Consider the following 25,829-nt stretch of genomic DNA (forward strand, 5'->3'; position numbering starts at 1 on the left):
CGCCACGTCCTGGACGCAGCAGCCCGGTCAGAGCACCGCGGCCAGCTGGTCCAGCGCCGCCACCGGGTCCGGGCCGATCGGGAACAGCACCGCGCTGTCCACCCCGGCCGCGAACAGCTCGGCCAGCCGCGCCCGGGCGTCCTCGGCCGTTCCGGTCACCGCGAGCTGCCGCACCCACTCCTCCGGCAGCCGGCGCACGAACTCCTCCCGGCTGCCGCACTCCCGTCGCAGCGCCGCGAACTCCGCCGCGAACGGCAGCGGGGCGAGGTGGGGTGCCCAGTCCGGCTCGCCGATCCACTCCAGACCGGCCCGCACGGCGTCCACCGCCACCGCCGCGTCGGGGTGGACGGCGGCCACGTTGTAGCCGACCAACCGGTGCGGCCGGTCCGCGTCGATGTGCGCCAACGCCGCCCGCGCGTACTCCGGCGTGGTCGGCTCGGCCAGGATCGTGCCGTCCGCCACCCGGCCCGACACCGCCAGCGAACGCGGGCCGCGCACGCCCGCCAGCACCGGCGGCGGGGTGTCGGGCACGCACTCGGCCTCCAGGCGCACCCCGTCCAGCCGGACGTACTCGCCCGGCTCGACCGACTCACCGCGCAGCAGGGCGGTCACCGCGCCCAGGTACTCCTCCAGCAGGGTCAACGGGCTGGCGGGCCACTGCCCCACCGACCGCATCCAGCCCGGCATGCCGTGCCCGATGCCGACGTCGATCCGGCCGGGGAACAGCTGGGCCAGCGTGGCTGCCTCCATCGCGGCGAACGCGGCGTTGCGCGCGCCGACCGGCAGCAACCCGATGCCGACGCGGATGCGCCCGGTCGCCGCCAGCACCGCGGCGGCCTGGCCGATCCCACCCCGGTAGCCGAGGTCCTCCACCACCCACAGCTCGTCGAACCCGAGCTCGTCGGCGCGCCGCGCGAACGGCAGCACCCGAGCCGGCTCGAGGTCGCGGGGCAGCATCACCCCGACCGATCCGGTACGACTCACGACGACTCCCTAGGTCCGCAGGTACGAAGCGCCGTTGAGGTCGAGCACGGCGCCGGACGCCCACTCGGCCGCCGGCGAGGCGAGGTAGACGACGGCGGCGGCGATCTCGTCCGGCCGCGCCACCCGGCCGAACGGGCTCTGCGCCCGCACCTCGTCGGTCACCATGTCGGCCACCCGGTCCGTGCCCACGAACCCGGGTGCCACCGACGCGACCGCGATGCCGTGCGGCGCCAGGGCGACCGCGAGGGACTGGCCCATCGAGTGCAGTGCCGCCTTGCTCGCGCCGTACGCGGGCATGTCGGGCTCGCCCCGGAACGCGCCGCGCGAGCCGACGTTGACGATCCGGCCCCGGATGCCGCGCGAGATCATGTGCCGGGCGACGCAGTAGGACATGTCCGCGGCGCCGAAGACGTTGACCGCGAACGTGCGCCGCCACAACGCCTGCCACCGCGCGTACGGCAGGTCCAGCGAGCCGAGTTCCACCAGGCCCGCGTTGTTGACCAGGACGTCGATGCCGCCGAGGGTGTCGGCGGCCGAGTCGACGACGCGCTCGATCGCGTCCGGGTCGGCGAGGTCGACGTTCGAGGAGGACAGCGCGACCACGTCGTCGCCGAGGTCGCGGAACGCGTCGGCGACGGCCGCGCCGATGCCGCGGCTGCCGCCCGTGACCAGCACGCCCCGGCTCACTTGGCGAACACCTGCGACTCGTCCTTGAAGGCTTTGAACTCCAGCGCGTTGCCCGCCGGGTCGCGGAAGAACATCGTCCACTGCTCGCCCGGTTCGCCCGCGAACCTCAGGTACGGCTCGATCACGAACTCCGTCCCCGCCGCGCGCAGCCGCTCGGCCAGCGCGTGGAACTCCGGGATCGGCAGGATCAGGCCGAAGTGCGGCACGGGCACGTCGTGGCCGTCCACCGGGTTGCGGCCGGAGTCGGCGCGCGGTCCGGGCACGACGTGCGTGACGAACTGGTGGCCGTAGAAGTTCCAGTCCACCCAGTTCTCGGCCGAACGCCCTTCTTCGAGTTCGAGCACGCCGCCGTAGAACTCGCGGGCCTGGGCCAGGTCGTCGACGGGGACGGCGAGGTGGAAACCGGGTCTCATGCCTCCACCTTGACCACCGCCCCCGCCAATGTCAACATTCGACATCATGGAGCTGCGCAAGGCCGACCGGCGGGGCCTCGCGGACACGGCCGCGGACCTGATCCGGGAGGCGATCCTCGGTGGCCTCTTCCCGCCCGGCTCCCCGCTGCGCGAGGTCGAGCTGGCCGCGTCGCTGGACGTCAGCCGCGGCTCGGTGCGCGAGGGCCTGGCCGTGCTGGAACGGGAAGGGCTGGTCCGCAGCGCCTGGCACCGCGGCACGAAGGTGATCGACCTGACGGCGCGCGACGCCGAGGAGGTCTACTCGGTCCGCGCCGCGCTGGAGGGGCTGGCCGGGCGCAGCGCCATCGGCCGGGTCGACCTGGGCGTCCTCGGCGGTCTGGTGGACGGGATGGCCCGGCGGCTGGCCGCGGGCGCGCCCAGTGACGAGCTGCTGGCGTTGGACATCGAGTTCCACGACACGATCTACCGGGCGGCGGGCAACCGGCGGCTGATCGAGGCGTGGCACGCCGTGCGGTCGCAGGTGCACCTGTTCCAGCTCACCCGCATCCGGCTCGGCCACCACGACTACCGCGCGGTCGTGGTGGACGAGCACCGCGAGATCGTCCGCCTCCTCGACGCCGGTGACGCCGACGAGGTCACCCGCTTCGCCGAGGAGCACGTCCACTCGGCGAAGCGGGTGCTCGTGGCTCAGCTCGCCGGTTCGACCCGCGACACCTCCGGGTAGCTCGCCGACGGGCCGTCCAGCAGCGGCTGCGGCTCACCGCGCAGGTGCCGGTCGAAGAACGCCCGCACGTAGGCGCGGGTGATCGCCGCGCCGCGCTCGCCGGGCACCTCGCCGAAGTCCAGGCCGAGCTGCGGCCCGATCACGCCGATGTCGGTGAACGACGGGTGCTCCATGCCCGCCACCACCAGCCAGCGCTTCCACCCGGTCAGCAGCGGCCAGGCGTCCGCCCAGCTCTCGGCGCTGGGCGCGCCGGGCCCGAAGTTGTTCTGCCGGCCCAAGAGCATCACCGGCTGCGACATCCCCTCCGGCGGGACGGGCGTGGACAGGACGCCGTCCACGTCGATGGCGGCGCGGATGCGGGCGTCGGCGCGCGCGGCTTCCAAGCTGCTCGCCCCGCCGACGGAGTGGCCGCCCATGGCGATCCGGGCGGGGTCGACCAGGTTCGCGCCGCGGTGGTGGCGCAGCGGCCCGGTCAGCTGGTCCAGCACGAACGACACGTCCGCCGTGCGGCCTTCGCCGAGCTTCCGCCAGAACTCGGGGTCGTGGAACACCTCGCAGGAGGCGCAGGGCGCGACCCGCCCGTCCGGGAACGTGGTGGCGACGTTCTCGTGGGTGTGGTCGACCACCGCGACGACGTAGCCGTGGCTCGCCAGGTCCTCGGCGAGCGTGGTGAGCGTGGCGCGGGGGCGTTTGTAGCCCGGTGACAGCACGACCAGCGGCAGGCCGTGCCGCCGCCCGACCGGTCGGGCGTCCACGACGGCGTTGGTGCGCACGGTGCTCAACGCGTCGGGCGGCACGGTGGTGATGCCGCCTTCTTCGAGCACCGCCTGGGACTCGACGGGCGTCATGTACTGCTTCTTCGGGCCGTGGCCCGACGCCGCCGGGTAGAACAGCGACACCATCAGCTCGCGGTCCACCCCGGGCACCCACGGGTCGGGGCGCGAGGTGTCCGCGAGGTGCAGCGAGGTCGTGCCCACGGCGTGGCGGCCGGTCGGCGCGGGCAGGGAGGGCGTCGCGTCCGCGGCGGGGCCCGCCCCGGAGGCGTGCGCGGGTGTGGCGGACAGGACGAGGCTCAGTGCGATCAGGAACGTGAGGTTGCTGCGCATGGGTCTTCCTCTCACGTCGGCCGTCAGCCGACGAAGGTCACTTCCGGGTGGTCCGCCGAGGGCCGCTCCAGCAGCGGTTGCGGCGTGCCGCGCAGGTGCAGGTCGAAGAACGCGGCGGTGTAGGTGCGGGTGATGGCCAGGGCGCGGTTCGCGTCGATGTCAGTCGCGCTCCCACCCGCGGTACGGGCCGAGGCTGCCGGGGACGTAGAGGTCCTTGTTGCCCACGAACAGGAACGGCCGGGACAGACCTCCGTCGGGGATCGGGAGGTGCGTGCTGCCGTCGAGGTCGACGCCCGCCCGGATGCGGTCGTCGGCGAGCATGGCCGGGATCGCGCTCGCGCCGCCCGCCGAGTGCCCGGCCATGGCGATGCGCGCCGGGTCGACCAGGTTCGCGCCGCGCCGGTGCCGCAGCGGGCCGGTCAGCTGGTCCAGCACGAACGACACGTCGGCCGCGCGGCCCGCGCCGAGCTTCTCCCAGAACCCGTCCAGGTGGTCCACCTCGCACGCGGCGCAGGTGGTGACGCGGCCGTCGGGGAACGTGGTGGCGATGTTCTCGTGGGTGTGGTCCACCACCGCGACGACGTAGCCGCGACTGGCCAGGTCCTCGGCCGGCGCGGTGAGCGTGGCGCGGCCGTTGGTGAAACCGGGTGACAGCACGACCAGCGGCGCGCGGTGCCGACGGCCGGGCGCGGGCGCGGCGTCGACCACGGCGTTCGTCCGGGTCCTGCTCAGCAGGTCCGGCGGGAGGTCGGTGAGGCCCGCGTGCTCCAGCATGAGCGCCGATTCGGTCGGCGTCACGTACCGGGCTGCCGGCCCGCGCGCCGCGGCGGCCGGGTAGAGCAGGGCGACCATCAGCTCCCGGTGCGTCGAGGGCACCCACGGGTCGGGTCGGGAGGTGTCCTCCAGGTGCAGCGAGGTGGTGCCCACCGGCCGGTTGCCGGTAGGCGCGGGTAAGTGGGGCGCCGTGTCCGCGAACGCGGGTGTGGCGGACAGCGCGAGGGACAGTGCGGTGACGACCGCGAGGCCGCGCATGGGCTTCTCTTCTCGTGACGGGTCAGGACAGGTGGCGGAGCCGGCGGATGCAGAACCACGTCAGCAGCGCCGACACCGCCAGGTACAGGGCCAGTTCGAGCCACTGGAGGGGCCAGAACCGGCTCGCCGGGTGGTAGGCCAGGTGCTGGCGGTAGCCCAGCTCGGACAGCCGGGCGAAGCACTCGCGCATCCGGTCGAGGACCCGGGCGTCGATCTCGCCGACGGGTACGCGCGGCAGGCAGCCGCCCACCGAGGCGGGCAGCCGGTGGACCACCGCGCCGTCCGGGTCCACGGTCTCGTTGGCCAGCACCCACGCGCCCTCGGGCTCGACCACGGTCAGCGCCTCGGGCACGTCGCCGTCCGGTCCCTGCTCCGCCCGCACACCGGCGATGGTTCCCGCGGTGATCACGACGGTCTCCTCCACCGGCGGCAGCAGGTGCGGGCGCACCGCGAGCGGGACCGCCACCTGCACCGCGACGAACACCACCAGGGTCACCGCCATGGCGGCCACGGTGCGGCGCACCAGGATCGCGATCACCACGCCGAGGACGAACGCGAACGCGGCGTACCCGAACGGCGCGATGCCCCGTGCGGCGAACACGCCCGGCGTGATGCGCGAGTCGTACCCGCCCTCGCCGGCCGCCGCGTCGACGGGGTCGGCCCACCAGGTGACGACCAGGGCCAGCAGCCCGGCGGCGACCGCGGCGGCCGGCACGCCGAGACCGAGCTTGACCGCGAGCCAGCGGGTGCGGGTGGTGCTCTGGTTCCACACCAGGTTGTGCGTGCCGGTCTCCAGCTCGCGGGTGATCATCGGCACGCCCCAGAACACGCCGAGGACGGCGGGCAGCGCGTACACCGCGAGCATGCCCGCGCGGTACAGGAACTCCTCGTCGCCGGAACCGCCGCGCTCGGGCCGGGTGAGCACGAGCACCACCGCGACCAGCCCGAGCGCCGCGTACACCGACACGAGCGGGAAGCGCAGTTGCCGCCACGCCAGCCAGGTCATCGGACCACCCCCAGGGACGGGCGACCGGCGTGCGGGTTCGCCAGGTAGGCCAGGATCAGGTCTTCGAGGTCGACCTCGCCGACGTCCCACGCCGGGTCGAGGACCGGCGCCTCGGTGCGCACCAGCACGGTGGTCTGGCGGTCGGTGTGGCGGGCCGAGACGACGTGCTGGTCCGAGGGCAGGGTGTCGACGTCGCGCCGGGGGCCGGTCAGCCTGCGGTGCGTTGCCAGCAGCTCTTCGACGTCGCCGGTGAGCCGGACGCGGGCGTCCACCAGCACGACGAGGTGGTCGCAGACGCGTTCCAGGTCGGCGACCAGGTGCGACGACATCACCACGCTCACGCCGTGCTCGGCCACGACCTCCATGAGGTCCTGCAGGAACTCGCGCCGCGCCAACGGGTCGAGCGAGGCCACCGGTTCGTCCAGCAGCAGCAGCTCGGGCCGTTTCGCGATGCCGAGCGTGAGCGCGAGCTGGGCGCGCTGGCCGCCGGACAGCTTGCCCGCGGCCAGCGCCGGGTCCAGGCCGATCCGCGCGATCCGGTCGTTGGCCAGCTCGTCGTCCCAGCCGGGGTTGAGGTGCGCGCCCAGGCGCAGGTGCTCCGCCACGGTCAGGTTGGCGTAGACGGGGGCGTTCTGCGCGACGAACCCGACCTTGGCCAACTGGGCCGGGCCGCTGCCGGGCACGCCGCCGCACACCTCGATCGTGCCGCTGGACGGCGTCAGCATGCCCGCGGCGAGGCCGAGCAGCGTGGACTTGCCCGCGCCGTTCGGCCCGACCAGCCCGGTGACGTGCCCGGCCGGGACGTCGAGCTCGCAGCCCGTCAGCGCCCAGCGGCGCTGGTACTTCTTGCCCAACCCGCGGGCCCGCAGCACGGTCACGCTATGTCCTCTCTGGACGCGGAGCGAAAGGTGGTCAGGAACAACGCCTCGATGCCCTCCTCGTCCAGGCCGGCACGACGGGCCTTGGCCAGCCAGCGCCGCAGGTCCTGGCGCAGGGGCGCGAGCGCGGCGAGCGAGGTGCCGGAGAGCGTGGCGGTCACGAACGTGCCCACCCCGGGACGGGCCGCGACCAGGCCGTCGTGCTCCAGCTCGCGGTACGCCTTGAGCACCGTGTTCGGGTTGATCGCGAGGTCGGCCACCACGTCCTTCACCTTCGGCAGCTGGTCGCCCTCGTGCAGCAGGCCGAGCCGCAACGCGTGCCGCACCTGCCGGACCAGCTGCTGGTAGGGCGACAGGCCCGACTTGCCGTCCAGGTGGAACTCGATCACGACTACCTCCATTTATCTAGCTACCTAGCACTATAGGTATATAGGAGGGTGGCGTCGAGCGAGCGGACCGGGGCACCCGCGTCGGCGTGTGGAAAGAAAAGGCGGGACGGTGTCCCTCGCGGCCCGCGGACGGCATCCGACCTCGGCGGCTCAACCGGTCCGGTCGGCCCTTCGACCGGTCACCGGACACGGGAAGGCGGGTCGGTGCTGCGGGAGTGTCCCTGTGGTTCTTGTGAACCCAGGAATTCGGTCAGGTCTGCCTGTTGAGCCGCTGGGTGAGGTCGTCCAGGCAAGTGCTGAGGTCCTGTGGGCTTGTCAGGTCGTAGTGGACTTGGTCGACGAGCCCGGTCGAGAAGCTCCCGATCATGAGTTCGGCCTCGCCGCTGGTCCACACGATGAGCTGGCCTGCCAGATCGCCGGTCTCACAGTCGACGTAGGCGGCCGACTTGTCGCGCTTGGGGCCGAACGTGAACTGCCACCGGATCCCCGCTCGTTCCCACCGCGGCGCGTGCGCGTGCACGGCCGCAGCGAACTGGGCGAGGTCGAGTTCGATCACGCCGGCGATGCTATGCGGTGGCGGTGGTCTCCGGTGCCCGGTAGAAGGTCCTGGTGCGCAGCATCGCGAACAGGACAGCGCAGCGGCGCCGGGCGAGGCAGATCAGGGGCGGCGTTGTGTTTCTTGCCCTGGTCGCGTTTGCGCTGGTAGTACGCCCTGCTGGTCGGGTCGGACAAGGCCGCGAACGCCGCGAGGAAGAACGCGCGGTTCGCTGTTGGGCAACGGGCCGTCGTGCAGGCGCTTGCCTGCCGGGTCCAGGCCGACCGCGTGGTGCGTGCCCTTGCCCACGTCCAGGCCGAGGAACACGCCGAAACCGCTGCTCGTCCACCATGCCGATCGTTCGTGTCAAGCGGCCACCGGTCGGGCATCGAGCGCCGGCACCCACGTTACGACGAGACCTGCCCACCGGCGGCCGTGTCCCTTTCAGCGGTCACCCGATGCCACCGGGGCCGGGGACACCACCCCGGATCATGCGTGCGACTGGGGAGAAAGTCATGCCGGACGCGGTGACCACAGCTCCGTGATCAAGAGCCATGAAAACGGTGACGGGGGGATCGGCGGGGCCGGGGTCGTCGAGCCGGCCCCGCCGAGGTTCAGAAGCGGGCGCCCACGTTCGCGCCGTTGGCCGGGCGCAGGAAGTCCGACGACGGGATCGAGCCGTCGGCGTTGCGCGGACCCGTGATGGTGGCCGGGTTGGTGCTCGTGAACGACCACGTGCCGCCGAGGTCCCACGAGTTGCCGCTGCCGGTGGAGGTCGAGCCCAGCGAGGCGTTCGTGCCGTTGGCCACCGCCAGGTTCCCGGTGAGCGTGCTGCTCGACCTGTCGAACTGGAAGCCGGTCTTCGGGTTGTCCCACGCGGTGCTGCGCTCGATGCGGTGCCGGCCGGGGTTGTTGTTGTCCACCACGCCGCCGGCGGCGTTGTCCCACGTCATCGTGTTGCGCACGGTGTGGTCGGCGGCGACGCCGTTGCCGCCCAGCTTCAGCCCGTTGCCGTCACCGGTGAAGTCGGGCAGGTTCCAGCGGTTGAAGCCGTTGCCCCAGGCCAGGCTGTTCTCGGTGAGGATCGGCGAGGAGAACATCCAGTAGTCCAGGCCGTCGTCGGAGTTGTGCCACAAACGTGCGCCGCGCACGACGTTCCCGGTGCCGGAGCCCTCCTTGATGGCCAGGCCGTCGGCGCTCTCCCCGTTCTTGCGCGGGTCGCGGTTGCCGTGGGCGTCGAGGTCGAGGATCCGGTTGTCGCTCGACGCGCCTTGGAGGTGCAGGCCGGACTCGTAGTTGTCGCGCGTGACGAGCCGGTCGAAGACGGTGCTGTTGACGTCCAGGCCGAACACGCCGTACGGGCCGTGCACGACCTCCAGGCCGATCAACCGCCAGTGGTCGCCCTCGATGTGGATCGCCCCGCGATCCGCGCGCGGGATGCTGGAGCCCACCGCGCCCGGCGTGTACGGCATGTTCTCGCCGTCGATGACGACGCGCTCGTTGGCGTAGTTGCGCAGGGTGATGGGCCGGCTCGCGGTGCCGTTCTTGAGCAACTGGATGTTGGTGGTGGGCGCGTACGTGCCGCCGCGCACGTGGATCGTGTAGCCGGGCTGGGCCAGGTCGACGCCGCGCTGGAGGGTGCGCAGCGGCGCGGCGAGGGTGCCGGGGTTGCCGTCGTCGCCGTCGGTCGCCACGTACAGCGCGTCGGTGGGCGGCGGCGTGCCGTCCTGGGTGAAGTCCAGGTAGTCGACGTTCGGCAGGCCGGCCGAGGTGGTCGGGCTCAGCCGGATCGTGCTGGAACCGGCCGGCACGGTCACGGAGACGGTCTTCGACACCCACGTCGACCACGCGCCCGTGGCCTCGAACGAGACCGACTGCGCGGTCACGCCGTTGACGACGAGGTCGGCGGGGCGGGCGGCCGCGCCGCCGTTGGCGAACCTGATCGCCACGGTCGCGGCCCCGGCGGCCGGCGCGGTGACGGTGAACTGCGCGTGGGCGCCGACGGCGTTGTCCGCGTTGCAGAACCCCGTGCCGGAGTAGCCGGACCAGTTCGCGTCGATCGTGCCGGCGCACACCGCGGGGGCGGTTTCGGCTTCGTGGTGCGTGGTCGCGGCGGTCGCCGTGCCACTCGGTGCGCCGAGCGCCGCGACAGCGACCACAACGGCGACGGCACAGGGTTTCAGCCTCATTGTTCCTCCCTCGGTGTGACGCGGCGGCGGGCCCGTGTTCACGCTTCTGAACTGCGCAAACACGATCAGGGAGCGATCGGGGGCACGTTAACGCACACCTTTGGAAAGGCGCAATGATTCGACTGCCGGAATCTGCGGTTTCACAATGATGAACAAAAAGGGCGGGCACGGGGACGAATGTCCCGTGCCCGCCCTCGGAGTGCGGTCGGCGCGACTAGTGTCCTGCGCCTGAAGTTCGTTGATGAATTGTAGGGTTGTCGGGTGGCTCGTAGGGGTCGGCCGGTGGCCGCGGTGGTGTTGACGGACGAGGAACGCGAGACGCTGGCACGTTGGGCGCGGCGGGCGAAGTCGTCGCAGGCGTTGGCGCAGCGGTGCCGGATCGTGCTCGGCTGCGCCGACGGCAAGTCCAACCAGGATGTCGCGGCCGAGTTGGGCATCTGGCCGCAGACGGTGGGCAAGTGGCGACGCCGGTTCCTGGACAAGCGGCTGGAAGGACTGGTCGACGAGCAGCGTCCCGGCGCCCCGCGGAAGATCACCGACGAGCGGGTCGAACAGGTCGTGGTGGCCACGCTCGAACGGACGCCGGCCGACGCCACCCACTGGTCGCGCGCGTCGATGGCGGCCGAGAGCGGGTTGTCGCGCTCCACGGTCGGGCGGATCTGGAAGGCGTTCAACCTCAAGCCGCACCAGGTCGACACGTTCAAGCTGTCCACCGATCCGCAGTTCGTGGACAAGGTCCGCGACGTGGTCGGGCTCTATCTGAACCCGCCGGAAAAGGCGCTGGTGCTGTGCGTGGACGAGAAGTCGCAGATCCAGGCCCTGGACCGGTCCGCGCCGACACTGCCGATGATGCCGGGCCTGCCCGAACGCCGCACCCACGACTACATCCGGCACGGCATCACCACCCTGTTCGCCGCGCTCGACATCGCCACCGGCGAGGTCATCGGCTCGATCCACCGCCGCCACCGGGCCGTGGAGTTCAAGAAGTTCCTCGCCAAACTGGACAAGGAAGTGCCCGCCGACCTGGACGTGCACCTGATCTGCGACAACTACGGCACCCACAAACACCCCACCGTCCGGAAGTGGCTGGAAGCGCACCCGCGCTTCCACATGCACTTCACGCCCACCTACTCCTCCTGGCTCAACCAGGTCGAGCGGTGGTTCGGCCTGCTCACCGACAAGCGACTACGCCGCGCCGCCCACAAGTCCCTGCGCGCCCTGGAGAACGACATCCGCGACTGGATCAAGACCTGGAACGAGAACCCCAGGCCCTTCGTCTGGACCAAGGACGCGGACGAGATCCTCGACCGCCTCGCCTCATATCTTGACCGGATTCCTGGCGCAGGACACTAGTGCGGCGACTCCGCCTTGCCCGCCTTGACCATGAAGGAACCGGCGACCGCCACCAGCGACAGGATGGCCGCCAGCACCAGCGCCGCGTGCATGCCGCCCATCTCCGCGCCGACGCCCGGCTCACCGCCCGTGGCCAGCTCGGCGGCCCGCGCGCTCATCACGCTGACGAGCAGCGCCACGCCCGCCGCGGCGGCGAGCTGCTGGGTCGTGCTGAAGATCGCGCTGCCGTGGGAGTACAGGCGAGCGGGCAGCGCGCCCAGGCCGGAGGAGAACAGCGGCGTGAACGAGAACGCCAGGCCCAGGCTCAGCACCAGGTGGAACACCAGCACGAACGTGGCGGACGTGCCGGCGTCGAACGTCGTGGCGAACCACAGCGAGCCGCTCGTGGCGACCGTGCCGACGATGAGCAGGATCCGCGGCCCCACCCGGTCGTAGAGCCGGCCGACGAACGGCGACAGCAGACCCATCAGCAGGCCGCCGGGCAGCAGCAGCAAGCCGGTGGCCAGCGGGTCGAGCATCAGCACGTTCTGCATGTAGATCGGCAGGATCGTGACCACGCCGAGCAGCAGGCCCATCATCACCATCATCAGGGCGCTGGCGAGCGTGAACGTCCGGAAGGCGAACGTGCGCAGGTCCAGCAGGGCCCGCTCGTCGCGCTGCAACCGCACCTGGCGCAGCACGAACGCGGTGATGCCGAGCACGCCCACCGCCAGCGACGCCCACAGCGTGGCCGACGACCCGCCGCCGCTGTGCCCGATGCTGGACAGGCCGTAGACCAGGCCGCCGAAGCCGAACACCGACAGCACGACCGACAGCGGGTCGATCGGCGCGCTGCTCGCCTCGCCGATGCGGGTCACCCAGCGCAGGCCGAGCAGCAGCGTCGTCAACGAGATCGGCAGCACGACCCAGAACATCGCGCGCCAGCTGAACACGTCGAGCAGCACGCCCGACACCGTCGGCCCGATGGCGGGCGCGACGGAGATCACGATCGAGATGTTGCCCATCACCGCGCCGCGGCGGGCCGGTGGCACCAGCGTCATGACGGTCGTCATGAGCAGCGGCAGCATGATCGCCGTGCCACTGGCCTGCACCACGCGGGCGGCCAGGAGCACCGGGAAGCCCGGCGCCAGCGCGGCCAGCAGGGTGCCCGCGCTGAACAGGCCCATCGCCACGCCGTAGAGCACGCGCGTCGACACGCGCTGGATGAGGTAGCCGGTGATCGGGATGACCACCGACATGGTGAGCAGGAAGCCCGCGGTGAGCCACTGGCCCACGGCGGCGGTCACGTGGAGTTCGGTGAGCAGCACGGGCAGTGCGACGCCCATGATGGTCTCGTTCAGGATGACCACGAACGTGGCCACGAGCAGCACGCCGATCACGGCGCGGTCGGCGCGGGTGAGCGCGGGCGGCGACGTCACGGCGTCGGACACACCAGCGGAAGTCATGCGTGGATCCCCCAGAGGAAAAGACGGGCGCGACGAAGAGGCGACGGCGCCCCGAACACTCCAACCCTACCTCCGCCGGTGCCGACGCCACCTCACCTTTTCCCGTCGGCGAACCCCGCACGACTGGACCCGGTCGCCGACCGGGTCGCCGCGCGGGCTCCCCGCCGACCCGTCCGGGTGCGGTGCGTGCTCACTCCACCACCCTGGCGAGGAAAGCGGCGAGTCTGGTGTCGGTGCGGGCGGCTTTTTCGTCCTGGGTGAGCGATTCGTGCAGCCGGCCTCCCGGGCCGGCGTCCTTCTTGCCGCGCAGGTAGAGCGAGCACGCCAGGTCGGCGCAGATGTAGACGCCCACGGAGTTGCCCTGTTGGCCGCCGCGTCCCGCCTTGCGAGCGGTCATCAGGGTGACGCCGTCGCCCGGGTGCGTGGTCAGGCACAGCGAGCACATGTTGCGCCTCGGCTGTCCCGCGGCGGACGAGGCCAACCGGAGGGCGACGCCCACCAGGTCGTCGCCCGACCGGGCCACGAGGTAGGCGCGGTGCGGTGCGGCGGGGTCGCGCCAGCCGAGGAAGTCCAGGTCGGCCCACGGGCGGTCGGCCAGGTCACCCGGCACGGGCAGGCGTTTGGCCTCGCCCTTGCTGCAGTTGACGAACGACGCGCGGATCTCGCGCTCGGTCACAGGCTCCATGACACCGAAGCTACGTCAGACAGGTAGCAGGGACAAACGATTATGCAGTAGCCTAGGATCCCTAGGAAGGGAACGGCATGGCACGAGCGGGACTCACCGTCGAACGCCTGGTGCGGGCGGCGGCGGAACTGGCGGACGAGGTCGGCTTCGACCAGCTGACCGTCTCGGCGCTCGCCCGCCGGTTCGGCGTCAAGGACGCGAGCCTGTACTCCCACCTCCGCAACGCCCAGGACCTCCGCGAGCGGGTGGCCGTGCTGGCGCTGGGCGAGCTCGCCGACCGGGCCGCCTCCGCCCTGGCCGGCCGCGCGGGCCGGGACGCGCTGGTCGCCTTCGCCAACGCCTACCGCGACTACGCCAAGGCCCACCCAGGCCGCTACGCGGCGATGCGGGTGGACCTGACGCCGGAGATCGCGGCCACGAGCCGGGCGGACCGGCACTCCGAGATGACCCGGGCCGTCCTGCGCGGCTACCACCTGCCCGAGCCCGACGAGACCGACGCCGTGCGCCTGCTGCACAGCGCGTTCCACGGCTTCACGACCTTGGAAGCGGCGGGCGGCTTCGGCCACCACCCGCGCGACACCGAGGCGTCCTGGGCCAAGGCCCTCGACGCCCTGCACCACCTGCTCAGCCACTGGCCGGGCTGACGCGGCGCGGGCGCACCGGATCGCCCCCGCCGCGTCGGCCCCCTGCGCTACGGTGCGGCCGACGACTTTGGGGGTTGGAAACGTGTTCTACTTCGGGGGCCTCTTCGGCGTGCTCACGCTGGGCCTGTGGTTGTTCTGCCTGGTCGACGTCATCACCACCGACGACGGTGACGCCCGCAACCTGCCGAGGACGGGCTGGCTGCCGATCGTGCTGTTCTTCCCGCTGGTCGGCTCGATCCTGTGGCTGGTGGCGGGCAGGCCCGTGCGCCCCGCCGGCCGGCCGCGCGCCCACGAGCGCACCGCGCCCGCGTTCCCCGAGTACGACCGCCCCGGCCGCTTCGCCGCGGCGGACTCGGAGTCCGACGCCGAGTTCCTCCGCCGCTGCCGCGAGCGCGCCGAGGAGCAGCGCCGCAGGGCACGCGAGTCCGGGGGCGGGTCGCACTAGCCGCGTCCGCGCGCGCCACCGCCGCCGGTTCGTCCCCTGTGGACGGACCGGCGGTTTCGCGCTGCCCCGGAACTCTCGGGCCGGCTCCACGTCCGATGATCCACGCCGGAGCCGTGGAGCCGAAACTTTCGGCACCGCTCGCCACGGCCGGATTACCACCCGTACCGATGACCCATCCGGCCAAACGATGGCAGAGAGAGCGGCCGAATGGCCTCTACCAGCGAAGTATCCACCGTTCAAGGCCGGCTGGTACACCGGCAGTTCATTGACGTGACACCACGGTGCCCCCTATCGTTTCGAACCAGTTCCCGAAAGTTTACCTGAATATTCGAAAGTTTCGGCGACCGTCCTGCAGACCCCCGCCAAGAAGCGGGCGGTGCCCAGCCGACCCTCGGCACGCACCTGTGGGAGGAACGAACGAGATGCCACAACTCGTCCTGTTCGCGATCGACATCTGCGCGGTGGTGCTGCTCGTCTTCGGGCTCTACTTCCCGCGGCACCGCCGCCGCGACCTGGTCGTCGCCTACCTCGGCGTCAACATCGGCGTGCTCGCCGTCGCCAGCGCGTTGAGCACCAGCAACACCGGCGCCGGGATCGGGCTGGGCATGGCGTTGTTCGGCGTGCTGTCGATCATCCGCCTGCGCTCGACGGAACTGGACCAGCACGAGGTCGCGTACTACTTCTCCGCGCTCGCCCTGGGCCTGCTCGGCGCGCTGAGCACGTCCTCGCTGTGGCTCAACGGCGGCCTGATGGCGCTCATCGTCGTGGTGATGTTCCTGGGCGACAACAAGAAGTTGTTCCGCCACTACCGGCACCAGATCCTCGTGCTCGACTCGGCCATCCCCGACCACGTCGCGCTCGTGGCGCACCTGGAGCAGCTGCTCGACGCCAGGGTGCACTCGGTCACCGTCCAGCGGTTGGACATGGTGAACGAGACCACGATCGTCGACGTCCGGTACGCGCTGACCGAACGCGCCCGGACCGCCGCGCCCACCGCGCCCACCCACACCGGGGCGCGCCGATGACCGCGACGACGACGTTCGTGCCCGCCGTGGCGCGGATGGCACCGGTCGGGCTGGCCGAGCTGGTCGAGCGGGCCGCGCTGCAAACCAGGGTGGACCGCAAGTACGTCGTGCCGGCCGAGGCGCTGCCGCACCTGCTGGAGCAGGTCGCGCCGCACGCGCGGGTGCTCGACATCGACGGCGCGCGCACGTTCCGCTACGAGTCCGTCTACTTCGACACCGCGCGGCTGGTCAGCTACCACTCGGCGGCCTACCGCCGGCGCCGCCGGTTCAAGGTGCGCACCCGCACCTACCTGGACTCCGCCGAGTGCTGGCTGGAGGTCAAGATCAGCGGGGCGCGGGGCAGCATCACCAAGCACCGGCTGCCCTACCACCCGGCCGACCGCGACACCGTGCGGCCGGGGCGGCACTTCGTCGAGGAGGCGCTCGCGCGCGAGTCCATCGCACCCGACGCCGACGGCTCGTCCCTCGAACCCGTCCTGGTCACCGACTACCGGCGGACCACGTTGCTGCTGCCCGAATCCGCGAGCCGGGTCACCATCGACACCGCGCTCTCGTGGCGGCACGACGACTCCGCGCTGCGGCTGTCCGGCTTGGCCGTGATCGAGACCAAGACCGCGTCGGCCGCGTCGCCGGTCGACCGCATGCTCTGGCAGCGGGGCGTCCGCCCGGCGCGCATCTCCAAGTACGCCACGGGTCTGGCCGCGCTCCGCCTGGACCTGCCCGACGCACCGTGGCGGAGGACGTTGCGCCGCCACTTCCGCGGGGCCACGCCGCCGGTGGGCCCGGTACCGACCACCCTGACCCACCGACCCGAACAGGAGGCATCGTGCGTTTGACCTCCCGCAGCAACGGCGCCGCGGCAACACACCGGTCCAAGGGGCTCGCGGTCGCCGCCCTGCTCCTCACCGGACTGCTCGTCCCGCTGTCGGCTACCGCCGAGCCCACCGACCCCGACGCGGCCGGCAGCACGGCCGCCGCCGACGCCACCGCCGCCGCGGCCGCGGCCGACGACCTGGTCGGCGACATCACGTTCTCCGTGCCCAGCGGCACGTTCCAGGGCCAGGTGTCGGTGTCGTTGGGCACCGCGATCGCCGGCGCCCAGATCCGCTACACGACCAACGGGCAGCTGCCCACCGCGCAATCGACGCTCTACCAGGGCTCACCGGTGCAGCTCACCCGCACCACGCAGCTGCGCGCGCAGGCGTTCGTCAACAACGCCGCGTCCGGACGTCCCGGCACCGCGATGTACGTCGCCCGGGAGGCCACCGCCACCGCGCACGACCTGCCGGTGGTCGCGATCGACTCCTACGGCGCGGGCAAGCCGCAGCGCGAGTACTTCGACGGCGCCACCATGATCTTCGAGCCGCAGGCGGGCGGCACGACCTCGTTGGCCGCGACGCCGACGGTCGCCACCCGTGCCGGGTTCAAGCTGCGCGGCCAGTCCTCGGCCTCGTTCGAGAAGACGCCGTACCGCCTGGAGTTCTGGGACAACACCAACGACGACGCCGACTACCCGGTGCTGGGCATGCCCGCCGACTCCGACTGGGTGCTGCGCGGACCGTTCACCGACAAGGCGCTGATCCGCGAGGCGTTCATCTACGACCTCGGCCGCGAAATGGGCCTCAAGGCGCCGCGCTACAAGTTCGTGGAGTTCTACCTCAACACCGACTCCACCCCGGTGGGCGCCAGTGACTACATGGGCGTCTACATGATGGTCGAGACCATCAAGAACTCGAAGAACCGGCTCGACCTCAAGGGCTTGGACGAGGACGACACCACCCTGCCCACCATCCAGGGCGGTTACATCTTCAAGTTCGAGTGGATGGCGGCCGAGGAGCCGACGCTGCCGTGCACCGGGGCGACCGCCACGTGCTGGAACTACCTGGAAGTCGCCGACCCGGACCCGTTGAACACCCAGCAGCGGGACTGGTTGCGCGGGCACATCCAGGAGTTCCACGACGTGCTGCGGGCACCGAACTTCGCCGATCCGGTCACCGGGTACCAGAAGTACATCGACGTGCCGTCGTTCATCGACCACATGATCATCAACGAGCTGAGCCGCGGCATGGACGCCTACCTGCGCAGCGCCCACTTCTACAAGGACCGGGACGGCAAGATCTTCGCCGGTCCGCTGTGGGACTTCGACCTCACGTTCGGCGTGGGCGGGTTCTTCCAGAACGACCAGGTCGCCGGCTGGCAGTACCTCCAGACCCGGCAGCCCCAGGCCAACGACTGGCACACCCAGCTCCTGCGCGACCCGGCGTTCGTCAACCAGGTCAAGGCGCGCTGGCAGGCGCTGCGCCGCGGTCCGCTCTCGGACTCCGCGCTGCAGAGCCGGATCGACGGCCTCTCCCGGCCGCTGACCAACGCCGCCCAGCGCAACTTCCAGCGCTGGCCGAACCTCAGCTCGGCGACCGTCGGCTTCTTCCGCACCCCGACCGCGCCCACGTGGCAGGGACAGGTGCAGGCGATGCGGGACTGGATGCAGCGCCGCATCCAGTGGCTGGACTCGACGTCGGGCTGGGGCGGCTCGACGACTCCGACGTCCACGACAACGCCTACCTCCACCTCCACGACCACGACCACGACCACGACGACGACCACCACGACCACGCAGCCCGGTGGTGCGAGGTGCTCGGCGACGTACACCGTGGTCAACCGGTGGCAGGGCGGCTTCCAGGGCGAGGTCCGCGTCACCGCGGGCACGTCGGCGATCAGCAACTGGACCGTCTCGTGGACCTACGCCGGCGGTGAAACGGTCAGCCAGGCGTGGAACGCGACCGTGACCAGCCAGGGTTCGACGGTCACCGCCCGCAACGCGGCCCACAACGGCTCGGTGGGCGCGGGGCTCAGCACCACGTTCGGCTTCCTCGGGTCGACCACCGGGACGCCCGGCACACCGACGCTCACCTGCACCGCGAGCTGACCCGATCGCGGGAGGACCGTGCCCGGCGCCACCCCGGCGCCGGGCACGCCGTCGTGAATTCGAATTCCGGCTGTTCTCGCCGACCGGAAAGTTTCGCAAACTGTTGACCGGGTCCGCGGACCGACTCGATGCTATTCGACGTCGATCAGCAATGCTGCTGAAAGGAATTCCCCCGATGTCCGTCAAGATCAGAGGTGGGAGGTTGCTCCCGCTGACGGCGATCACATTCCTGCTCATGGCGATCGTGACGTCGAACGCCCAGGCGGCGGTGACCACCAACCAAGAGGGCACCAACAACGGCTACTTCTACTCGTTCTGGACCGACAGCCAGGGCACCGTCTCGATGGAGCTCGGGTCCGGCGGCAACTACAGCACGTCGTGGCGCAACACCGGCAACTTCGTGGCCGGCAAGGGATGGGCCACCGGCGGACGGCGGACGGTCAACTACTCGGGCAGCTTCAACCCGTCCGGGAACGCCTACCTGACCCTCTACGGCTGGACCCGCAACCCGCTCGTCGAGTACTACATCGTCGACAACTGGGGCACGTACCGGCCCACCGGCCAGTTCAAGGGCACTGTCACCACCGACGGTGGCACGTACGACATCTACAAGACGACGCGGACGAACGCGCCGTCCATCGACGGGACCCGGACCTTCGACCAGTACTGGAGCGTCCGGCAGTCGAAGAAGACCGGCGGCACCATCACGTCGGGCAACCACTTCGACGCGTGGGCCCGCCAGGGGATGAACCTGGGCAGCCACTACTACATGATCTTGGCGACCGAGGGCTACCAGAGCAGCGGCAGCTCCAACATCACCGTCGACGGCACCTCCACCGGCAACCCGCCCAACCCGGGCACCGGCGGCTGCACCGCCACCCTGTCCGCGGGTGAGAAGTGGAGCGACCGCTACAACCTCAACGTCTCGGTCAGCGGCGCGACCAACTGGACCGTGACGATGAACGTCCCGTCGCCCGCGAAGGTCCTGTCGACCTGGAACGTGCAGGCGAGCTACCCGACCGCGCAAACGCTCACCGCGAAGCCGAACGGCAGCGGCAACAACTGGGGCGTGACGATCCAGGCCAACGGCAACTGGACCTGGCCGTCCGTCTCCTGCGCCTCGGGCTGATCCCGCCGGCGACCGGAGGCACGGCGGTCACCCCGAACCGCCGTGCCTCCGGCGATCAGGTCCCGCGCTTTGACGACCCCGTCGAAACCCGACCACCACCGCCGGCACCGTTTTCGTGGATGCAGGCGGTACAGCCGACGGCGAGCGGAGCCATCACGCACTTCCGCGGTGGTCGTACAGTGATCTTCGGTTCGGCGGAATTGAAGCACAATTACGGTGACGCGGCCGACGTCCCGGAATTGTTGCACGGTTGCGCCGACCCCGATGCGGGCACGGCGGGGCGTGCTGTCGGCCGGCTCTACCACACCCTCTACCACCAGGGTGGCTGGATCTGCTCGGCCGCGGCTGCTGGACCTGCCGGCCGACCCGGACCCGCTGGTGCGGCGCGAGGCGACGGCGAAGGCCGCCGACGGCATCAGGCACCCCGACGCGGTGGCCGCGTTGTGGCGGCGGTGGCAGGTCGAGGCGGACCGGGTGACGCGCTGGGACCTCGTGCAGGCATTCGGCGCGGTGCGCCCGGCAGGGGTCGGAACACCGATGCGGGCCGAGTTGCACCGGTTGCGCGGGATGGCCGGCTCCGGCGACGACTGGACGCGCGTCGAGGCCGCGCACGCGCTCTGGCGGGTGACCGGCGACCCGGCCGAAGCCGTGCCGCCCTGACCGACCTGGCCGCTCGCGGAAGGCCGGTGCGACCCCGTCCAGGTCTCCGCGCTGCGCTACCTGGCCGCCATCGGCTCACCCACCGCGCCGGTCGTCGCCCTCGCCCGAGCCGTCGCCGACAACCCCCGCCGACTCGCGTACTTCGGTGGCTGGCGCACCTTCGTCGAGGACGAGGCCGTGCGCGAAGCCGCCGACGACCTCCTCCGGGCCGGCTGACCGCCGGTCGACCCACCGCCGGGTCGCGGGCAGCAGGAGCAGCACGAGCGCGGCCACCGCGCCCGTGAACCCGAACGGCACCGCGGCCACGTCCGCGAACCGGACGAACGCGGGCGTCGTGGCCGGGTCGAAGTAGGCGCTCAGGTCGTTCGGGTCGAGGGCTGCCCGGTCGCGCCACCCCACCCTCGGCAACGAGGCCGCCGTGTAGAGCACGTGCGGCACCACGCCGACGAGCGCCATCACCCAGCCCGATCGCCGACCCTCCAGCAGACCGAGCACGGCGAAGGTGAGCAGGAGCGCGGTCCCGGCCATGACGACGAGCGAGCACGCCCCGATCATCCAGGTGATCATCACCGCGAGCGAGCCGGTCATGGACTCGTCCTTCGCGGCCGCGAGCGCGAAGACCTCGTCCGCGTTCGCGTACTCGTGGACGATCGTGACGGCGTCGAACGCGAACCCGGTGGCGAGCAGGAGCAGGACCGCCGGCACGGCCTTCACGGTCCAGGGCTCCGGCATGTCCGCCACCCTCACCAGAGCAGGTCGCCGCGCTCGAAGCCGAGCAGCATGCGCTTGCGCTCGATGCCTCCGCCGTACCCGGTCAGGCCGCCGGTCGAGCCCACCACCCGGTGGCACGGCACGATGATGCTGATCGGGTTCTTGCCGTTGGCCAGCCCCACCGCGCGGGACGCGGTGGGCCGGCCGATCCGGGCCGCCAGCTCGCCGTACGACACCGTCTCACCGTGCGGGATCTCCCTGAGCGCGTCCCACACGGTCCGCTGGAACGGGGTGCCCGCCATCGACAGCGGCAGGTCGAACTCCGTCCGCTTGCCCGCGAAGTACTCCTCCAGCTGGGCCACGACCTCGTCGAACGGGGCCGCGTCGCGCTCGCCGAAGGTCTCCAGCGCCGGCCGGTGGCGGTGTTCGTGCATGTAGAGGCCGGCGAGCACGCCGTCGCGGGCGACGAGCGTGATCTCACCGACCGGGCTGTCGATCACCGTGTGCACGGCGACTGGGGTTGGCATGCGCGTCATTCTGCCGCGCGCACCTCGATCCGGATCGCGTCGGCCGCCTTCTCCGCGAGCGCCAGCGCCTCGGCCGGGGTGTCGGCCACGACCGTGACCGACCCGGCCCGGTCCCACGAGCTGCGCAGTTCCCGCACGGTCTCGCCGGGCGCGGCCATCACCGACGCGGCCAGCACGCCGGGCATGGCCTTGACCTCCTCGATGCCCTCGACCGACACGACCTCGCCGGGCTCGGCCCGCAGGAAGCGCACGGACGCCGCGCGTTCCGCCCTGGCGGGCAGCGGGGGGTGCTCCTCGCCGCGCATGATCGAGTAGTAGCGCTCGGCCAGCGGGAACCCGTACGCCTCGTCGATCAGCCACGTGATGCCGTCGCCGGGGAACCGGCCCGCGCACTCGACCAGGTGCGGCCGGCCGTCGGCGAGGATCCACTCGCAGTGCACGACTCCGGTACCGAACCCGACCGCCCGCAGCACCGCCGCGGTGCGCTCGGCCAGCAGCGCGGTCGTGTCCTCGGGCAGGTCGGCGGGCACGAGGTGGCCCAGCTCGATCGGGCGCGGTCCGGGGAACAGCGTCTTGCCGGTGATGTTGGTGAACAGCGGCACGCCGTCGCGCACCAGCATCTCCACGCTGTACTCCTCGCCGCGGACGAACGTCTCGACCAGCATCCGCAGCGGGATCTCCCGGTCGGGCACGAGGATGCCCTCGTCCTGCCCGGCCAGGCACTCCTGCCAAGCCTGGTCGACCTCGGCCGGGTCGTGCAGCACCTTCGTGCCCAGCGACGCCTGCCGGTTGGCGGGCTTGAGCACGACCGGGCCGGGATGGGCGGCCATGAACGCGCGCACGTCGTCCGGCGTGTCCACGGCCGTGGACACCGGGTTGTCGACGCCCGCGGCCCGGGTGACGCGCCGCAGCAGCTCCTTGTCGCGCAGCAGCTGCGCCGCGCCGCTGGTCGCGCCGGGCAGGCCGTAGCGCTCGGCGAGCCGGGCGGCGAACGGCGTGGCGTACTCGACCAGCGGCACGACGTAGGCCGGGTCCAGGTCGGGGTGGGTGTTGTAGAACTCGTCGGCCGCGCCGGGGAGCTGGTACTCCCACGGCACGAGCTCGCGCAGCGAGGCCGCGCCCGCCATCTTCGCCGCGACGTCCCGCTTGCGGATGACGTCGGGCTCGTCCACGAGGACCATCGAGGCGTCCTCGAACTCGGTGCGGGTGGGCAGCGGCGCCAGGAAGCCGACGATGATCACCGGTCGCGCGGTCATGGTGTCCTCTCGCAGGTCGGTCGGGTCGGGGTGCGCTAGCGGGTGATGCCGAGCGCGAGCGGGAACGCGGGCGCGCCGCCGAGCAGGTACGCGCCCGCCGTCTGCAGGATGCGGTCCTGCGCCACGATGTGCTGGCACATGGTCGTGGTGTCGCGCAGCCACCGGTCGAGCGGCGAAGGTCGGTAGATCGAGGAGGTCTGCATGAGGTCGTACAGCCTGGTGACGATCGACCGGGCGGTGCGGAACGCGTGCAGCCGGGACAGCGGCAGCGCGGTCCGCTCGCGCGGCGAGAGGTCGTCCAGCGTGCCGCCCGCCGACAGCACGTCCCACTGCCGCCGCAGGCTCTCGTACACGCCGGCGCGGGTGGCGGTGAAGTCCGCCTCGCACTCGGCGAGCGCCACCTGGGTGCGGTAGTTGTCCGCCCAGCCCTTGGCCGCGGCGGTGTCCCGGACGAAGTCGAGGGCGGCGCGGGCCACGCCGAGCGGCACGCCCGGCATGTTGCGCATGTGCACCTCGGCCTGGGCCAGCGGACCGGCGGGCCCGTGCACCTCGCTGAAGAGCAGGGTGTGCTCGGCGGGCACGAACACGTCGGTGATCGTGTAGTCGCAGCTGCCGCTGCCCGCCAGGCCGGTGGTGTGCCAGGTGTCGACGACCTCGACCTGCTCGCGCGGCACCATCATCAGCATCGAGTTCTGCGGCACGCCGTCGGGCTCGCCGTCGCGGAACAGCATCGCGCCGGACACGACCCAGTCGGCGTGCGTGATGCCGCTGCCGAACTGCCAGCGGCCGGTCAGCCGGTAGCCGCCGGGCACGATCTCGGCCCGGCCGGTCGGGAACAGCAGCCCGGCGGTGACCATGTCGATGCTCGGGAACATCTCCTTGGCCGCGGCCGGTTCCAGGAACCGGGCGTACAGGCCGGTGTCCATGCCGATCATGGCGCACCACCCGGCGGAGGCGTCGCCGTAGGCCAGCGCCTCCACCACCTGCGTCTGCTGCTCGGAGGTCATCTCGGGACCGCCCCAGTCGCGGCCGAAGCCCATCCGGAACACGCCCGCGTCGCGCAGCAGCGCCACGACGTCGTCGGGCAGGCGGCGCAGGCGTTCGATCTCCTCGGACCGCTCGCGCAGCCGGGGCGCCAGCGCCTGGGCGGCGGCGAGGATCTGCTCGCCGGTCTCGGGCACGGTCATGGTGCTCACTCCTCGCCGTTCGGTCGGTCGGTGTCGTCCAAGGTGCGGTAGCGACCGCGCAGGTAGAGCAGGGGCACGCGGGGGTCGCCGACCCCGGCGGCCACCACCTCGCCGACGACCATCGTGTGGTCGCCGAGCTGGAAGGAGTCCCACAGCTCGCACTCCAGCCAGCTCGGCGCGTCCAGCACGAGCGCGCCGGTGTGCCGCCCCGGTGACGCGGGCAGCGACGACAGGGCGCCGACCCGGCTCGCCCGGTCGCCCGAGCAGAGCCGGGCCGCGGCGGCGGCCGTGCCGTCCAGGATGGACAGCGCCCACTTCTTCGTGGTCAGCAGGTCGGCCAGGAAGCGGGACTCCAGCTTGAGGCAGACCGAGACCAGCGGCGGGTCGAGCGAGACCGAGGTGACCGAGTTGACCGTCACCGCGTCGTGGTCCCGCCGGTCGCCGTGGTCGACGTAGGTGGTCGCGATGCACACGCCGGTCGCGAGGTTCCGCATGGCTCCGCGCAGGTCTGGTGGCACCGGTGGCTCCTAGATCGCCTGGGGGAAGCGGAAGACGCGGTCGGGGTCGTAGCGGCGCTTCACCTCGGCCAGGCGGGCGTAGTTCGGCCCGTGGTAGGCCGACTGCCAGTCGCCCAGGTCGGGGTCGGTGAAGTTGACGTACGCCGAGTCCGCGGCGAACTCCCCCATCCGCTCGTGCAGCGCGGTGAGCCAGTCGAGGTTGGCCCGCGCCACGGCCGGGCCGTCCTCGACGTGCCAGGAGGTGTCCATCGAGATCAGGAACAGCACGTCGCGGTGCGGGAACGCGGTCTCGGTCACCGGCACGCGGTTGATCGCGCCGCCCCACGTGAACAGCGCGGCGCCCGCGCCGTCGGCGTTGCTGCTGCCCGGCCACGCGTCCACCGCGTCGACCATCGTGGCCACGCCCGCGTCCGGCAGCGGCTTGGGCGTGGACCGGGTGCGCACCGCGAACGCGCCGCCCTCGGTGTTGTGGTGCAGGTAGTCCTTGGCCTCCCAGTACGTCCGGTCGGCGATGTCGGCCCGGAACGGCTCGGCGACGGCCAGCGCGGGGCGCAGCATCTCGCGCAGCTCCTCGGCCGGGCCGAGGTGCCAGCCGACGACCGAGACGACGGCCTCCTCGTCGGCGGCGCGGGCGATGCCGATGCGGGCCGCGAACTCGTCCGGCGCGCGGTCCATGACCTCCTGCATGCACGCCAGCACGTCGTGCGCGTGCTTGCGGTGCCACAGCAGCAGGCACGTGGAGCTGGCCAGCACCGGCCGGGCCTGGAACGTGAACGAGGTGTTGACGCCGAAGTTGCCGCCGCCACCGCCCCGGCACGCCCAGAACAGGTCGGCGTTGCTGGTCTCGTTGCACGTGACCGTGGTGCCGTCGGCCAGCACCACGTCGGTCTCCACCAGCGAGTCGCAGGTCAGGCCGAACGAGCGGGACACGGCCGCGACACCGCCGCCCAGCACCAGCCCGCCGATGGCCACGTCGTCGGCGTTGCCCGCCGGGAATGCCAGGTCGTACGGCTCCAGCCCGGCGTACAGGGTGGACATCCGGGTGCCGCCGCCGACCGTGACCAGCTCGCTGGACGGGTCCACCCGCACCTGGTCCAGGCCGCGCAGGTCCAGCACCAGGCCGGTGTTCACCGAGTTGCCCGCGTAGCTGTGCCCGCCGCCCCGGGCCACGATCGGCACGTCGTGGTCGCGCGCCCACACGATCGCCTTGCCCACGTCGTCCGCGCTGGCCACGGACAGCACCGCGGACGGGCGGACGTCGGCGTACCGCTTGTTGAACGGGCGGCTCGCGGCGTCGAACCCGGGGTCGCCCGGCAGCCGCACGTAGCCGTCCACGAGGGTCGCGAGCTTCGAGAAGTCGACCGATCCGCCCACG

27 protein-coding genes and 2 pseudogenes are annotated in these 25,829 nt (G+C 71.8%); 9 read left to right on the top strand and 20 right to left on the bottom strand.

Features of this window, described 5'->3' with window-relative positions:
• Positions 1-27: 27 nt before the first annotated feature.
• The 3 genes from ACIQMJ_RS18745 to ACIQMJ_RS18755 are packed head-to-tail and all read right to left on the bottom strand — an operon-like array spanning position 28 to position 2,084.
• A complete protein-coding gene (locus ACIQMJ_RS18745) occupies positions 28-984 on the bottom strand; it encodes an LLM class flavin-dependent oxidoreductase (RefSeq protein ID WP_499762233.1) in 957 nt (318 codons plus the stop codon).
• A gap of 9 nt (positions 985-993) precedes the next feature.
• Positions 994-1,671 carry an SDR family NAD(P)-dependent oxidoreductase gene (locus tag ACIQMJ_RS18750; RefSeq protein WP_499762234.1) on the bottom strand — a complete coding sequence of 226 codons (678 nt, stop codon included), beginning with the start codon at positions 1,669-1,671 and terminating at the stop codon, positions 994-996.
• Positions 1,668-2,084: a VOC family protein gene (locus tag ACIQMJ_RS18755; protein WP_499762235.1), complete on the bottom strand. Its 417-nt coding sequence runs from the start codon at positions 2,082-2,084 to the stop codon at positions 1,668-1,670. Before ACIQMJ_RS18755 ends, ACIQMJ_RS18750 begins: the two co-directional genes overlap by 4 nt.
• Positions 2,085-2,130: 46 nt before the next feature.
• Here ACIQMJ_RS18755 and ACIQMJ_RS18760 point away from each other — a divergent pair, with 46 nt between their 5' ends.
• Complete coding sequence (locus ACIQMJ_RS18760; protein ID WP_499762236.1) at positions 2,131-2,808, top strand: GntR family transcriptional regulator; 678 nt, start codon at positions 2,131-2,133, stop codon at positions 2,806-2,808.
• Here the strand turns inward: ACIQMJ_RS18760 and ACIQMJ_RS18765 are convergent.
• The 9 genes and pseudogenes from ACIQMJ_RS18765 to ACIQMJ_RS18805 form a co-directional block, all read right to left on the bottom strand.
• Positions 2,772-3,914 (bottom strand): alpha/beta hydrolase family protein, encoded by a 1,143-nt coding sequence (locus tag ACIQMJ_RS18765; protein WP_499762237.1) that lies wholly within the window; start codon positions 3,912-3,914, stop codon positions 2,772-2,774. The genes ACIQMJ_RS18760 and ACIQMJ_RS18765 overlap by 37 nt on opposite strands.
• Before the next feature lie 159 nt (positions 3,915-4,073).
• A complete protein-coding gene (locus ACIQMJ_RS18770; protein ID WP_499762238.1) occupies positions 4,074-4,946 on the bottom strand; it encodes an alpha/beta hydrolase family protein in 873 nt (290 codons plus the stop codon).
• A 22-nt stretch (positions 4,947-4,968) separates the two neighbouring features.
• Positions 4,969-5,952 (bottom strand): ABC-2 membrane transporter-related protein, encoded by a 984-nt coding sequence (locus ACIQMJ_RS18775; protein WP_499762239.1) that lies wholly within the window; start codon positions 5,950-5,952, stop codon positions 4,969-4,971.
• Positions 5,949-6,830 (bottom strand): ABC transporter ATP-binding protein, encoded by an 882-nt coding sequence (locus tag ACIQMJ_RS18780; protein WP_499762240.1) that lies wholly within the window; start codon positions 6,828-6,830, stop codon positions 5,949-5,951. The genes ACIQMJ_RS18775 and ACIQMJ_RS18780 overlap by 4 nt, the downstream gene beginning before the upstream one ends.
• Positions 6,827-7,219 (bottom strand): GntR family transcriptional regulator, encoded by a 393-nt coding sequence (locus tag ACIQMJ_RS18785; protein WP_499762241.1) that lies wholly within the window; start codon positions 7,217-7,219, stop codon positions 6,827-6,829. The genes ACIQMJ_RS18780 and ACIQMJ_RS18785 overlap by 4 nt, the downstream gene beginning before the upstream one ends.
• 250 nt (positions 7,220-7,469) lie before the next feature.
• Complete coding sequence (locus ACIQMJ_RS18790) at positions 7,470-7,775, bottom strand: immunity protein TriTu family protein (RefSeq protein WP_499762242.1); 306 nt, start codon at positions 7,773-7,775, stop codon at positions 7,470-7,472.
• Between the two features lie 10 nt (positions 7,776-7,785).
• Positions 7,786-7,981 (bottom strand): annotated as a pseudogene (locus tag ACIQMJ_RS18795) (IS110 family transposase); the annotation flags it as partial.
• Positions 7,974-8,081 (bottom strand): annotated as a pseudogene (locus ACIQMJ_RS18800) (IS110 family transposase); the annotation flags it as partial. The pseudogenes ACIQMJ_RS18800 and ACIQMJ_RS18795, both read right to left, overlap by 8 nt.
• A gap of 287 nt (positions 8,082-8,368) precedes the next feature.
• Positions 8,369-9,913: a right-handed parallel beta-helix repeat-containing protein gene (locus ACIQMJ_RS18805; protein WP_499762243.1), complete on the bottom strand. Its 1,545-nt coding sequence runs from the start codon at positions 9,911-9,913 to the stop codon at positions 8,369-8,371.
• 291 nt (positions 9,914-10,204) lie between these two features.
• Between ACIQMJ_RS18805 and ACIQMJ_RS18810 the strand changes: the two genes are divergently transcribed.
• Complete coding sequence (locus ACIQMJ_RS18810) at positions 10,205-11,296, top strand: IS630 family transposase (protein ID WP_499762244.1); 1,092 nt, start codon at positions 10,205-10,207, stop codon at positions 11,294-11,296.
• On the opposite strand, the gene ACIQMJ_RS18815 is transcribed toward ACIQMJ_RS18810, so the two are convergent.
• Both ACIQMJ_RS18815 and ACIQMJ_RS18820 read right to left on the bottom strand, forming a co-directional pair.
• Complete coding sequence (locus ACIQMJ_RS18815) at positions 11,293-12,741, bottom strand: DHA2 family efflux MFS transporter permease subunit (RefSeq protein WP_499762245.1); 1,449 nt, start codon at positions 12,739-12,741, stop codon at positions 11,293-11,295. The genes ACIQMJ_RS18810 and ACIQMJ_RS18815 overlap by 4 nt on opposite strands.
• A gap of 190 nt (positions 12,742-12,931) precedes the next feature.
• Positions 12,932-13,426, bottom strand: a complete 495-nt coding sequence (locus ACIQMJ_RS18820) for an FBP domain-containing protein (RefSeq protein ID WP_499762246.1) — start codon at positions 13,424-13,426, stop codon at positions 12,932-12,934.
• A 77-nt stretch (positions 13,427-13,503) separates the two neighbouring features.
• Here ACIQMJ_RS18820 and ACIQMJ_RS18825 point away from each other — a divergent pair, with 77 nt between their 5' ends.
• The 7 genes from ACIQMJ_RS18825 (at position 13,504) to ACIQMJ_RS18855 (ending at position 20,255) form a co-directional block, all read left to right on the top strand.
• Positions 13,504-14,070, top strand: a complete 567-nt coding sequence (locus ACIQMJ_RS18825) for a TetR/AcrR family transcriptional regulator (RefSeq protein WP_499762247.1) — start codon at positions 13,504-13,506, stop codon at positions 14,068-14,070.
• A gap of 82 nt (positions 14,071-14,152) precedes the next feature.
• Complete coding sequence (locus ACIQMJ_RS18830; RefSeq protein ID WP_499762248.1) at positions 14,153-14,515, top strand: PLDc N-terminal domain-containing protein; 363 nt, start codon at positions 14,153-14,155, stop codon at positions 14,513-14,515.
• 422 nt (positions 14,516-14,937) lie between these two features.
• Positions 14,938-15,540: a DUF4956 domain-containing protein gene (locus tag ACIQMJ_RS18835; protein ID WP_499762249.1), complete on the top strand. Its 603-nt coding sequence runs from the start codon at positions 14,938-14,940 to the stop codon at positions 15,538-15,540.
• Positions 15,537-16,376, top strand: coding sequence for a polyphosphate polymerase domain-containing protein (locus ACIQMJ_RS18840; RefSeq protein WP_499762250.1), 840 nt, complete (start codon positions 15,537-15,539; stop codon positions 16,374-16,376). Before ACIQMJ_RS18835 ends, ACIQMJ_RS18840 begins: the two co-directional genes overlap by 4 nt.
• Positions 16,367-18,466 carry a CotH kinase family protein gene (locus ACIQMJ_RS18845; RefSeq protein WP_499762251.1) on the top strand — a complete coding sequence of 700 codons (2,100 nt, stop codon included), beginning with the start codon at positions 16,367-16,369 and terminating at the stop codon, positions 18,464-18,466. The genes ACIQMJ_RS18840 and ACIQMJ_RS18845 overlap by 10 nt, the downstream gene beginning before the upstream one ends.
• A 175-nt stretch (positions 18,467-18,641) precedes the next feature.
• On the top strand, positions 18,642-19,595 hold the full coding sequence (xynA, locus tag ACIQMJ_RS18850) for an endo-1,4-beta-xylanase XynA (protein WP_499762252.1): 954 nt from the start codon (positions 18,642-18,644) through the stop codon (positions 19,593-19,595).
• Positions 19,596-19,916: 321 nt separating this feature from the next.
• A complete protein-coding gene (locus ACIQMJ_RS18855; RefSeq protein WP_499762253.1) occupies positions 19,917-20,255 on the top strand; it encodes a HEAT repeat domain-containing protein in 339 nt (112 codons plus the stop codon).
• 75 nt (positions 20,256-20,330) lie between these two features.
• Here the strand turns inward: ACIQMJ_RS18855 and ACIQMJ_RS18860 are convergent, their stop codons facing one another.
• The 6 genes from ACIQMJ_RS18860 to ACIQMJ_RS18885 are packed head-to-tail and all read right to left on the bottom strand — an operon-like array spanning position 20,331 to position 25,828.
• Positions 20,331-20,987 carry a hypothetical protein gene (locus ACIQMJ_RS18860; protein WP_499762254.1) on the bottom strand — a complete coding sequence of 219 codons (657 nt, stop codon included), beginning with the start codon at positions 20,985-20,987 and terminating at the stop codon, positions 20,331-20,333.
• Between the two features lie 11 nt (positions 20,988-20,998).
• Positions 20,999-21,493, bottom strand: a complete 495-nt coding sequence (locus tag ACIQMJ_RS18865) for a methylated-DNA--[protein]-cysteine S-methyltransferase (protein ID WP_499762255.1) — start codon at positions 21,491-21,493, stop codon at positions 20,999-21,001.
• Between the two features lie 5 nt (positions 21,494-21,498).
• Positions 21,499-22,749: an ATP-grasp domain-containing protein gene (locus ACIQMJ_RS18870; RefSeq protein ID WP_499762256.1), complete on the bottom strand. Its 1,251-nt coding sequence runs from the start codon at positions 22,747-22,749 to the stop codon at positions 21,499-21,501.
• Between the two features lie 35 nt (positions 22,750-22,784).
• Positions 22,785-23,936, bottom strand: a complete 1,152-nt coding sequence (locus ACIQMJ_RS18875; RefSeq protein ID WP_499762257.1) for an acyl-CoA dehydrogenase family protein — start codon at positions 23,934-23,936, stop codon at positions 22,785-22,787.
• 5 nt (positions 23,937-23,941) lie between these two features.
• Positions 23,942-24,430, bottom strand: a complete 489-nt coding sequence (locus ACIQMJ_RS18880; protein WP_499762258.1) for a flavin reductase family protein — start codon at positions 24,428-24,430, stop codon at positions 23,942-23,944.
• Between the two features lie 33 nt (positions 24,431-24,463).
• The gene (locus ACIQMJ_RS18885) at positions 24,464-25,828 is read right to left on the bottom strand and encodes an FAD-binding oxidoreductase (RefSeq protein WP_499762259.1); all 1,365 of its coding nucleotides are present in this window, start codon (positions 25,826-25,828) and stop codon (positions 24,464-24,466) included.
• Position 25,829: the final 1 nt, after the last annotated feature.

This window comes from Actinosynnema sp. NPDC091369 (assembly GCF_044757065.1).
Lineage (GTDB): Bacteria > Actinomycetota > Actinomycetes > Mycobacteriales > Pseudonocardiaceae > Actinosynnema.